This is a genomic window from Hydrotalea sp. AMD (genome assembly GCF_004100315.1).
Classification (GTDB): domain Bacteria; phylum Bacteroidota; class Bacteroidia; order Chitinophagales; family Chitinophagaceae; genus Hydrotalea; species Hydrotalea flava.
In genome coordinates, this window is the sequence record NZ_SCKY01000012.1 from 116,234 (window position 1) to 128,426 (window position 12,193).

General features: G+C 37.9%; 10 protein-coding genes. 7 read left to right on the forward strand and 3 right to left on the reverse strand.

Annotation, left to right across the window (positions count from 1 at the left end):
- Positions 1 to 12: 12 nt before the first annotated feature.
- Positions 13 to 2,019: a Sec-dependent nitrous-oxide reductase gene (gene nosZ, locus EO766_RS10495; RefSeq protein WP_074420084.1), complete on the reverse strand. Its 2,007-nt coding sequence runs from the start codon at positions 2,017 to 2,019 to the stop codon at positions 13 to 15.
- A gap of 30 nt (positions 2,020 to 2,049) precedes the next feature.
- Entirely contained in the window at positions 2,050 to 2,535 is a 486-nt protein-coding gene (locus EO766_RS10500; RefSeq protein WP_074420083.1) for a c-type cytochrome, read from the reverse strand.
- 512 nt (positions 2,536 to 3,047) lie between these two features.
- Between EO766_RS10500 and EO766_RS10505 the strand changes: the two genes are divergently transcribed.
- The 7 genes from EO766_RS10505 (at position 3,048) to EO766_RS10535 (ending at position 11,753) form a co-directional block, all read left to right on the forward strand.
- Complete coding sequence (locus EO766_RS10505; protein ID WP_074420096.1) at positions 3,048 to 3,641, forward strand: Crp/Fnr family transcriptional regulator; 594 nt, start codon at positions 3,048 to 3,050, stop codon at positions 3,639 to 3,641.
- 68 nt (positions 3,642 to 3,709) lie between these two features.
- On the forward strand, positions 3,710 to 4,975 hold the full coding sequence (locus EO766_RS10510) for a hypothetical protein (protein WP_143439396.1): 1,266 nt from the start codon (positions 3,710 to 3,712) through the stop codon (positions 4,973 to 4,975).
- Positions 4,976 to 5,026: 51 nt separating this feature from the next.
- Complete coding sequence (locus EO766_RS10515; RefSeq protein WP_074420081.1) at positions 5,027 to 5,740, forward strand: hemerythrin domain-containing protein; 714 nt, start codon at positions 5,027 to 5,029, stop codon at positions 5,738 to 5,740.
- Positions 5,741 to 5,836: 96 nt separating this feature from the next.
- Positions 5,837 to 7,414 (forward strand): apolipoprotein N-acyltransferase, encoded by a 1,578-nt coding sequence (gene lnt / locus EO766_RS10520; RefSeq protein ID WP_143439395.1) that lies wholly within the window; start codon positions 5,837 to 5,839, stop codon positions 7,412 to 7,414.
- A gap of 4 nt (positions 7,415 to 7,418) precedes the next feature.
- Entirely contained in the window at positions 7,419 to 8,252 is an 834-nt protein-coding gene (locus EO766_RS10525; RefSeq protein WP_074420079.1) for an alpha/beta fold hydrolase, read from the forward strand.
- Positions 8,253 to 8,286: 34 nt separating this feature from the next.
- Positions 8,287 to 10,917, forward strand: a complete 2,631-nt coding sequence (locus tag EO766_RS10530) for a PKD domain-containing protein (RefSeq protein ID WP_143439394.1) — start codon at positions 8,287 to 8,289, stop codon at positions 10,915 to 10,917.
- 107 nt (positions 10,918 to 11,024) lie between these two features.
- Positions 11,025 to 11,753 carry a hypothetical protein gene (locus EO766_RS10535; RefSeq protein WP_074420077.1) on the forward strand — a complete coding sequence of 243 codons (729 nt, stop codon included), beginning with the start codon at positions 11,025 to 11,027 and terminating at the stop codon, positions 11,751 to 11,753.
- A gap of 124 nt (positions 11,754 to 11,877) precedes the next feature.
- Here the strand turns inward: EO766_RS10535 and EO766_RS10540 are convergent.
- Positions 11,878 to 12,193: transposase (locus EO766_RS10540; RefSeq protein ID WP_287101004.1), on the reverse strand; the 316-nt coding region annotated here is incomplete at its 5' end.

Below are 12,193 nucleotides of genomic sequence, written 5' to 3' on the forward strand. Positions count from 1 at the left end.
ATAGGGGTGAGATTATTTATCGAGCAAAGGGGGTGCCGTTGCAGCATCAGGAATATTTTTACCTGTGCTAAAAGTAAGCGACACGTTGCTATTTGCAGGAGAAACTCTTACATAACCCTGCATTTCCTGATGCAGTGCGCTGCAAAAATCGGTGCAATAAAATGGATATATACCGGGTTTTTCAGGACTCCATTTATAGGTTTGTGTTTCACCGGGCATAACCAGTAATTCAGCATTATTAGGCACACCTTTAATGGCAAAACCATGCGGTAGATCCCAATCCTGCTCCAGGTTGGTAACATGCCAGTATACCTCATCTCCCACTTTTATACCTTCAATATTATCGGGTGAAAAATGTGAACGAATTTGCGTGATATAAATATCTACACGCTTGCCATTACGCACCACTTTTGAATCAGCTTCACCTTTTGTTACATAAGGATTTTGATTTTTATTGATATCGAAATATTTTACTGATTTATCTCTGATGAGTGAAGCGGCTACCGCTTGTGCATAGTGTGGCTCACCAACGGTAGGAAAATCGAGTAGTAATTTCATTTTATCTCCACTAATATCAAACAACTGCGCTGCCTGTGCCAGTTCGGGACCTGTTGGCAAATACCTGTCTTTAGTAATTTTATTATATACAATTACATATTTACCATTTGGTTTTTTGGTATCCCCACCTGGAATACATAAGTGGCCGGGTGAGTAATAAGTAGGTTCTCTGTCAATTACTTTTAAATCTTTAATATTCCATTTTACAATTTCTGAAGAAACAAACATGGTGGTAATAGCATTACCTCTTCCATCAAACTCTGTGTGCAATGGGCCTAAACCTGGTTTTTTAACTTCACCATACAATGCAGCTTCATATTCAATTACCGGAATGCCATCATAATCACCAATAAATTTTTTATTGGTAATAGCTTGTTGAATTTTATCGAAACTAAATACCGGAATTAATGCGGCTAATTTGCCACTACCAACAATATATTCACCTGAAGGGTCTACATCACACCCGTGTGGCGATTTAGGACAGGGAATAAAATAACAAACATCTTTCAAATCTTTAGCATCTAACACCAGTACTTGTTTTTCAATAGTAGAAGTGGCCATGTGTTTGTTTTCATCATACACATTGTGTGCATATTGAACTGCTTCTGTTTTGCCTTTACCTTGTTTGGCATATTCTTCTAATTTTTTCCAGTTTACTGCCAAAATAAAATCTTTATCGCGTTGTGATGCATTCACTTCTAATAGTGTATTGGCTTGCTCGGTATTATAGCAGGAGAAGAAAAACCAGTCGTGCGATTTATTTTTTCCGGCATGACTCAAATCAAAATCAACCGGAGGTACCTGCAATTGAAATGCCAGATTCATATTGCCGGAATTTTTATCTACACTAATAAAACTAATGGATGCTTTAAAATTTTTGCGGTATGAATTAATGGGCACATCTCCATTATCATTATCCATCGGTACTGCAAAGCGGGTACCTGCTACCACATACTCGGTATTTTCTGTAATAAACGGTGAGGAGTGGTTACCTGCACTATTGGGCAATTCCAAAATTTCAGCAGTTTTGAATGTAGTTAAATCAACTCTTGCTACACGAGGGGTATTATTGGCATTGGCAAAAATCCAGCGACCATCTATTTCGCCATTGGTTTGCGATAATTCCAAATGGTGCTGATCATCCCAAGGTACAAAACCATGCGATGTATTGAGCATGGGTTTGGTTTCTTCACTATAACCATATCCGTTTTCAGGAAAAACAGAAAAAATGGGTACAATTTTCAGTAAGCGGCCCGAAGGTAATCCGTAAACGCTTAACTGGCCATTGAAACCACCGGATACAAAGTTGTAAAACTCATCGTATTTTCCCGGTGCTACATATACACTTTGTGCAGCATCGCCACTTACGGCATCACTGGTATTTTTGGGTTTGCATGAAAAAAGACCGCCCATTACAAGCAGAGATATCCATGCATAGTTAAAAAAGTTATTCTTTTTCATATTTGTTAAATTTTATAAATGAAAATTGGGTTATTTTACACCATCATTTTTACGCATAAACTCATACACTTCTCTGGCTTCCTGATCAGTTAAATGTTGGTTAGGCATACGTACCAGACAAATTTCAAGCATGGCTTGTGCTTTGGGATCTTTTGTTAGCATATCATCTGTATTGGTAACAAAATTCATAATCCACTCCGGTGTATGGCGTTGTGTAACACCTTTCCAACCGGGACCAACTAACTTTTCACCGGTTAGTTTATGGCAGGCACTGCATTTAACGGTGTACACTTTATTGCCTGCTTCTGCCATCGCTGCATCAAGCGTAGAACTCACCTCCACATGGGTGAATTTGCCCTCTCCCCTGTTGGGATCGTAAGATGGATTGTTACTTGAAGCCGTTTCTGAAGTGGCAGCACTGCCGGAAGTATTTGCAGTTGTTTCATTTTTTTCGCCTGAATTGCTGCAGGCAACCATCAATAATCCAAAAATGCTTAAAATAATCAGCTTTTTCATGTTAATTTTAAATTTAAATTGTATTGTTTAGTTAAGTGTTGAAAGAACGGGATGTAACAAACTTTTTATTTTTTTTCATTGTTGTCCGACTAAAATTGTAAAATAATGGTCCAAACCCTTTACAGAAACATATTTCAGCCGATTTCAAAAGATGGGGTACTACCTCCAATTTTGAAACAATCATTTTTTAGCCTGTAATCATTTACAACAAAGGATTACAGCGATTTTTTAGTTAAGTTTTGTCGGACAATAATGATTTTTTTCAACACAAGATTACAAAGCGTGATGGCACCGTTTTATGCGTAGAATCATATTGCATTTATCAACCCGAATTGCAGGAAAAATGATAATTGCAGATTTTTATTAAAACCCTTTGTACATCAATATTTCAGCAGATGCTTCGATTGAACAATTCAAAAAAACATGACGAAAATCATGTGCCCAACTGCTTAATATCATATTTAGGGCACAGTGTGGCATCTAAATTTATACTTCACCAGAATCAACATACCATGATAGATGCAGACTTATTACTTTCTTTTGGGGCTACCTACAAAAAAACAGCAGCTAATGAAGTGATTTTCCGTGAAGGAGATGAATGTCATTTTTATTATCAATTAGTTGAAGGTTCTGTAAGATGGATCAATATCAATGAGGAAGGAAAAGAATTTATTCAGGATATGATTGAACCCGGCGAACCCATTGGTGAACTGTCGTTATTTGATGAGGGACCATACGCTGCCACTGCAGTTTCGAATAAAGAAAGTATTATTTTAAGATTACAAAAACATCATTTTCACCAATTAATAAAAGAAGAACCGGAAATTCATTTTATGTTTTCGAAATTATTAGCCAAAAGATTAAGATTTAAATTCTTAATGTCGAAAGAACTGGCGAATAACAAACCAGAAGAAAAAATATGCAGCCTGTTAACTTACTTCAAAAACAATAAAAAATTTTTTTGCCCCAAATGCAATATGGTACAACTAACCCGCCAGCAAATAGCCGATATGACAGGCCTTCGCGTAGAAACGGTTATCAGAAGTATTCGCCAATTACAGGATAAAGGAAAATTGGCCATAGCAAAAGGAAAAGTATATTTCTGATAATGTGCCTGTAAACAAACATTTTATTTACAACAATCATGAATGTTTAAAATATTTTATACTTTGGCATGATTGAAATCATATCGGCACACAAAATGCTGTTTTTACTTTGCAACGCTATGAAAGATGCCACACAAAAATGGATATCCGTTAGTTTGTTCAACTTATTGATTGTAGCCATCATCGGCGTAACGCTTCGGTATAAGATTGCTTACGCACTGCCTGTTGTAAATCAAAAATATTTATTACATGCCCACTCGCATTTTGCATTTACAGGCTGGGTTAGTATGGCATTAATGACGTTATTGGTGCAATATTTAGCCCATCATCAAAACCCGCATGCTTTTAAAAAATACAAACCGGTTTTATGGGCTAATTTAATGGCTGCTTATGGCATGTTGTTTACTTTCCCTTTTGAAGGGTATGCTGCAGCTTCTATCACTTTCTCTACCCTTTCTATTATAGTAAGTTATGTTTTTGCAGTTTTATATTGGAAGGATGTAAAAAAAATTCAGTGGTATAGTACCACACACGCCTATTTTAAAGCTGCGGTTTTATTCAATGCACTTTCTTCTATTGGTGTTTTTGCCTTAGCCTATATGATGGCTACCCAACATATTGAACAGAACAATTATTTGGCTTCTGTATATTTTTTTCTCCACTTTCAATATAATGGATGGTTTTTATTTGCCTGTTTGGGTTTATGGAATCATTTATTAGAGCAAAGTGGCATGAATACAGAAAAATTAAAATGGTTATTTTATCTTTTTGCGGGTTCCTGTGTACCAGATTATTTTCTGTCAGCACCATGGATACCCATTCCAACCATCGTTTATTGGCTGGTGGTAGCCGCTGCATTTGCCCAGGTAATTGCCTGGATAATGATGCTACAAATTATACTGCAAAACAAAAAACAACTCTTAACACAGATGCCACAGTTTACAAAAATTGTATTATTTCTGGTAGCCATTGCATTTAGCATAAAGTTGTTGTTGCAATTAGGTTCAGCCATTCCTGCATTAAGCACTTTAACTTATGGCTTTAGGCCAATTGTTATTGGCTATTTGCATTTGGTTTTGTTGGGGGTAATTTCCTTGTACATTATTGCGCATTGTTTGGTTTCAGAAATAATCATACTCACTCCGAGTATCAAAAAAGGTATGATTGTATTTATTGCCGGTATTTTACTCAATGAATTGCTATTGATGATAGAAGGAATTGCAGATTTATCTTACCACGCTGTTCCATATACGAATGAAGCATTGCTTTTTGCTGCGCTGGTATTAATGGCCGGAATTTTTGGGTTAAATTTTAAAAACAAACGTACATACTGACTTTAATCATAGTTTGTACTTTCTTACCATTGTAGCTTTGCAAAAAAAGCTATGGAAAACATTTTGTCAGAACCACTTTTTTCCATTGTAGCACAATCGCCGGCAACAGGTGCAGTACTGGAAAAATTTCATGTTGACTATTGTCATCTGAGCAAAAAAACATTGGCCGAGGTTTGTGCTATCCAACAAATACCTGCTTCCGTAATAGCAAATGCTATTCAAAAAGTATTGGCATTCAAGCCAAATAACAACAGCAGCGATTTGAGCCAGCTTTCATTAACAGAACTCATCAATTATATTCTCAATAATTACCACGCCTATTTAAAAATGCAGTTACCCGTGTTATTGGGGCAATTAGAAAAAGTAGCCAATAAACATGGTGAAAAATTTCCATTTTTATTAGATGTGTTTTTCTTTTTTGAGATGTGGAAAGATGAAATTTCTGCACATTTAATTTATGAAGAATCAAAGCTTTTTCCGGCCATTACAGCTTTGGAAAAAAAACAACCAACAGACAATCAGGAAAATACCATGTCAGAATTAGATAAATTATTGCGCATCTTAGAAAAAGAACATGACCATTCTGATGATTTAATGGAAAAAATAAAAACGCTTACGCAAAATTTTACTACACCTCCGCAAGCCTGTAAAACTTTTCAGCTCAGTTTCATCGCATTAAAAGATTTGTATCAAAATTTAGGGGAGCACCTGCAAATTGAAAACAACCTGTTGATTCCTAAAGCAAAAAAACTTGCATTACTCTGACGCACGAACCACAACTAAAAATAATGACCACTTAACTTAAAAAAACAGGCACTTTCAAAAAAAAACCGAACTTTCGAGCGAAAAAATATATTTTGTTTGAAAAAGAGTCAACTGTTTTTTTTAAGTATGGCAAGTGGCCTGCTGTTGGTAGCATCCTGGCCGGTATCGCCCTTCACCTTTTGTATATTTTTTGCGTTTGTGCCTTTGCTTTGGATAGCAGCTTCTACTACTAAAATCCGTAGTTTTATAGGTTATGCATTTTTGAGCCTGTTGATATGGAATGTGGGTACCACCTGGTGGATTTGGAACTCAACCGATGTGGGCAGTATTGCTGCCATAATAGCGAATACTATATTAATGTGCATTCCTTTATGGGGCTATTTTAAACTGCGCAAAAAAACCACTCCATTCTATAGCGGTGTTGCATTGATTGTATACTGGATGCTGTTTGAGTGGATACATTTAAACTGGCAACTCAGCTGGCCCTGGTTAACGCTCGGCAATGTGTTTGCTACCCATCCCAATTGGGTGCAATGGTATTCAGTTACCGGCGTTAGCGGTGGAACATTATGGATTCTATTGGTCAATATTTTGTTGTTTCAACTGTTACAAATACACCAAACCAGTCAACGCATTTCTAAACCATTAGCAGGCATTTTTTTGGTCACTTTGCTGTTACCGCTTATGATTGGATACCTATCTATCCCCACCATAAAAGCAGCTAATATGAGTACTAATGTGGTAATTGTGCAACCCAATATTGACCCCTACCAAAAATTTGAAAGTTTTTCCACACAAACACAAATAGAACGTTTAATTCACTTATCCGATTCGGCCATTAACCCACAAACCGTATTGGTTATTTGGCCCGAAACAGCTTTGCCCGAACCGGTTATTCAACAAGAACTCAATAATAGTGCTATTTACCAACCTGTATTTCAGTTTGTACAACAACATCCTAATCTTACCCTTTTAACCGGGTTAGAAAGCTATGTTTTGTATGGGAATGAAAAAGTAACACCTACTGCACACGCCATGCCCAATGGACAATACTATGATGCCTATAACAGTGCTGTTGCCATCAATGTAGGCCACCCCAATCAGTTTTATAACAAAAGCAAATTGGTGCCGGGTGTAGAATCATTGCCTACCTTTTTAAATTTTATGGGGCCTGTTTTTGAAAAATTTGGAGGAACTACCGGAGGTTATGGCCGTGATACGGCTGCCGTGGTTTTTTCAGAAACCAACAATCCCTACAAAATGGCACCTATTATTTGTTATGAAAGTATATATGGTGCTTATGTGGCAGAATATGTAAAAAAAGGCGCCAATTTATTAACTATTATCACCAATGATGGTTGGTGGGGCAATACACCCGGTCATTTACAGCATTTAGCCTATGCCCGTTTAAGAGCTATAGAAACCAGAAAATTTGTAGCCCGTAGTGCCAATACCGGAATTAGTGCAGTGATTGACCCATCGGGCAAAATTTTAACCCGAACAGATTACAACAAAGCTGCGGTAATTAAATTCAATATTCCTATTCCTGCTGCATCCGGTAGTACCTTGTATGTAAAATGGGGCGATTGGTTATACAAACTGGCGGCATTTGCAGCGTTATTGGTAATTTTATATCAATTGTTCAAATGGTGGCAATTGAAGATAAAAAGGTAATTGTATGATGGAAAGATATTGCAACTACAAAAACGGTAAACTGGCCTATCACAAAGTTGGGGCCGGACCTGTGGTACTCTTAATACATGGATTTGGAGAAGATGCATCTATTTGGAATGCACAAGTTGCTTTTTTAAAAAATAATTTTACTGTAATTACACCATCTATTCCCGGAACGGGCAATGCCGATATGTTACAACCGCAAACAGGAAAAGATGCTGTTGAAATGGAAGATTATGCGCAGGCCATCAAAAAAATAATTGAGGAAGAAAACATCACCCATTTTGTAATGTTGGGGCATAGTTTAGGGGGCTATATTACATTAGCATTTGCTGCATTGTATCCGGAACAGTTAAAAGGTTTTGGACTCATTCATTCAACCGCATTTGCAGACAATGCCGAAAAAAAAGAAACCCGTTTAAAAGGCATCCAGGTAATGGAAGAATATGGTGCCTATGCTTTTATCAAAACTACCATCCCTAATTTATTTGCCGCACGTTTTAAGGCAGCACATCCCGAAAAAATAGATCTGTTAATAGAACGGGCAAAAAACAGCAATACACAGGCATGTCAGCAATATTATGAAGCTATGCGTTTGCGGCCAGACAGAACCAATGTCTTAAAAAACGCAGGTTGCCCGGTTTTGTTTATTATGGGTACAGAAGATAAAGCTGCACCTATGGAAGATGTATTACAACAATCACATTTGCCCAACTGTTCTTATGTGTATATTCTTCCTGAAACAGGCCACATAGGTATGTGGGAGGAAACAGAAAAAGTAAATCAGCATATCAACAGTTTTTTAATGTCTGTATATAACAATCCTGCCGAAGCATGAGAAGCAGTGAATAGAGCATAAAACTTTATACCACTTGAAAAAGATTTTATTGATAATTATAATATTGATGGCAGTTGCACATCTGGCACGGGCCAGGCATGTAGCCGGTGGTGAATTATTTTATAAATATTTAGGTCCTGGTACAACACCCGGCACCAATAGCTATCAGGTTACTTTGCGTTTATTTAGAGACTGTGCTTCAACGGGGCCATTATTGCAATCTGAAAATGTGATAGTAGGATTTTATGATGGAACCACATTGGTAAAATCATTGGGCCTGCCATTAACCGGCGGCATCACAACCATTCAGTTAAATACAGCTAATTTTCCCTGTCTGGTGGGCAATGTAAGCGTGTGTTATCAAATTGCATTATATACCAACACAATTGATTTACCGATTAATGCCAACGGTTATACACTTTCCAGAATGGGTTGCTGCCGTATTGATAATATCTCAAACCTTACCAATAACAATGTAGGTAGCGATTATGTAACTTTTTTGCCAGGCACCAATACCCTGCCCGTTGGCCACAATAGCAGCCCTGAATACAAAATAAAAGATACAACATTGGTTTGCGCCAACAAAAAATTCAATTTGGATTTTAGTGCCGTGGACCCCGATAATGATTCGTTAAGTTACTCTTTTTGCGATGCTTATTCGGCACCCAATACCGGGCAAAATCAGGCACCATCGCAATTTTTAACCTTAACGCCTGTACCTTATGGTGGCGGTTATAGTGGCACTATGCCATTGGGCAATCAGGTAACCATTGACCCTGTTACCGGCATTATTAGTGGTATTGCACCTCCGGCCGGGCAATATGTAGTGAATGTTTGCATTGCTGAATTCAGGAATGGTCAACAAATTGGGTATCATAGAAAAGATTTTATTTTAAAAGTACAATCCTGCGATATTATTGAAGCCGACTTACCTTCCAGCATTGTAAATTGCAAAGATTATACTGTTTATTTCGAGAACCAGTCCACGTCTTCTTCCATACTTTCCTATAAATGGACGGTTGGAGACCCTGCCAATCCTTCCTTCTCGGCCAACACACCTACCCTGCAATATACCTATCCGTATTCCGGCCGTTTTGTTGCACATTTAACGGTTACCGGACCTAATGATTGTGTAGGTACCGACAGTACTATTGTAATGGTATATCCGGGATATAAAGCTGATTTTAGTGTACAGGGCGATTGTTATTTAAGGCCATTTCAATTTACTGATAAGAGTACGGCAAAATACGGTACCGTTAGTAAATGGCAATGGAATTTTGGTGATCCCAATTCAAATGCTGCCAGTTCTAAACAACAAAACCCATCGTACACCTATTCTGCCCCAGGTACCGTAAATGTTACACTTATTTCGCAAAGCGATAAAGGTTGTATTGACACTGCCAAACAATCAGTAATTATATATAGTAATCCACCATTGCAGTTACCTTTTCGCGATACGTTGATTTGCAGTATTGATACCCTTCAACTACAATCCGCCAGCATTGGCGCTTATAGTTGGGTACCTAATTATAATATCATTAATCCCAATACACCCAATCCTTTTGTTTATCCCAAAATTACTACTACTTATCAGGTAACGGTAAACAACAATGGTTGTGTGAGTAAAGACAGTATTCGCGTTCGAGTATTAGATTCTATTTCCGTAAAAGTAGTGCCCGATACAACGGTTTGTTTAAATGATACGTTTCGGTTATATCCGGTAAGTGAAGCGTTGGGCTATGAATGGTTTCCCGCTACAGGAATAGATAACCCAAAATTAAAAAACCCGTTATTTCAACCCACTACTTCTACCAACTATCGGCTCATCGCTCATTTAGGTAAATGCAGGGATACTGCTTATACACGTATTATTACCGACCCTTATCCCAAAGCCAATGCCGGGCCTGATGTAGGTATTTGTTTTGGAGGACGAACACAGTTGAATGCAACTACCAATGCCTCCGCATTTGAATGGACGCCCAATAAAAATATACTATACAGCAATACCTTACAACCCATTGTTGCACCGGGCAATACTACCCCTTACACACTCACCGTTCGTTATGATACCGGCTGTATTAAACCGGTTACCGATACTATTTTAGTTACAGTGTATACTCCGGTTAAAGTAAATGCCGGCAATGATACGGCAGTAGTAGTAAACCAGCCTTTGCAATTAATGGCTACCAGTAATTATGATAGTGATAGTACCGGCATTATAGTACAATATGCCTGGATTCCGACCAGCTATTTAAGTAATCCTAACATTCCCAACCCTATTGCAACCTTTAACGGAATTACAGATTCTATTCAATATACCGTAATGGCAACCACCAGTGCAAGATGCACCGGTGCTGATAAACTTTGGGTTCGAGTTTTTAGAACCGGCCCCGATATTTTTATACCAACTGCTTTTACCCCCAACCATGATAATAAAAATGATATACTGAAACCCATTCCCGTTGGTATAACCGATTTACGATATTTTAGCATTTATAATAGATGGGGGCAACTTATTTTTACCACAAATCAAATTGGGGAAGGTTGGGATGGCACTTATAATGGCAGCATGCAGCCGGCAGGTACGTATGTTTATACCGCAGAGGGAATAGATTTTACAGGTAAAAAAATTTATAAAAAGGGAACAGTGGTACTCATCAGATAAGCAGCATTATCAAATGCAAATACATCTTTGTACATATAAAAAACCAATATCCGCTTGAAAAATAAAATACTGATTCTATTCACCTAATTGTTGATGCAGAAGTTGATATGCTGAAATATTTATTCATAAGTTTTTTATTACTCTTTCTGGTTCAAAATGCAAATGCCGTGCATATTGCAGCAGGTGAATTAAGCTATTTATACCAGGGTGCTGGCTCCTCACCCAACACGGCTAAATATTTAATTACCATGCGTTTGTTCAGAGAGTGCAATGCTCCCGCAAATTCAGCACCCTTGAATGAAGAAAATGTAACGGTTGGCATTTATGATAAAGCAACTGCCACCTATATTACCTCTATCAAACTGGCACAGCAATTTGCTGGCAATCCACCCACAATTCAAAACACACAAGGCATCAATCCCTGCTTAACCGGTAATCCGGTGGCTTGTTATCAGGTAGGTACTTATAGCAGCACCATAGAATTACCAATTAATACAGGAGGCTATACCCTTTCATGGGTTCGTTATTCAAGAGCAGTGGTTCAAAATGTAGCAGGCAGCAGTGTTGGCGCTACCTTTACTGCCGAAATTCCCGGCACACAGCAATTACCTGTAGGCACCAACAGCAGCCCTGTTTTTACCATTAGTGATACGACCATTGTATGTAAAAACACAGGATTTACTTTCAATTACTCAGCTTCTGATCCTGATGGAGATTCATTGGCCTATAAATTTGCGCCGGCATACGACGGTACACCCGGTAATTACACTGTAAGCACTAATCCCGATCCTGATCCCAGCCTTATTCCCACTTTACAACCCGTTTTAGTAAATTAATTCAAGTTTCCTATTTTAAACGATTGCTTTTACTTGAAAAGCTAAAACGAATAGTAATATTTTAAGTAAGAATCCATCTTTAGTGACTGCGTGAATAGAATGGGGTGTCATTTCTACAATTTCACTAATAGTGGTTTCTATACGTTTTCTCATGATATTCTTTATAAACCTCTGATAAGGTTTGTCTGCTCCTTTGCTGTTTGCCTTCCTGCATATCTTCAGCTCTATCAATTCTGTTTCTTTGTATAGCTCTTCCTTCCAGTTGGTATGCCGTGTAGGCACTGTCTCCAAATAAAGAGCTCTCTGGCGGCAGATCCATAAACATTTTCTGCAAGGCTTCTACATCATGTTCGCTACCAGGTGAAAAACAAATTTCAACCGGTATACCATTTTTGGTTGTAATCAACTGTACCTTTACCCCATAAAAATATTCCCTTTTA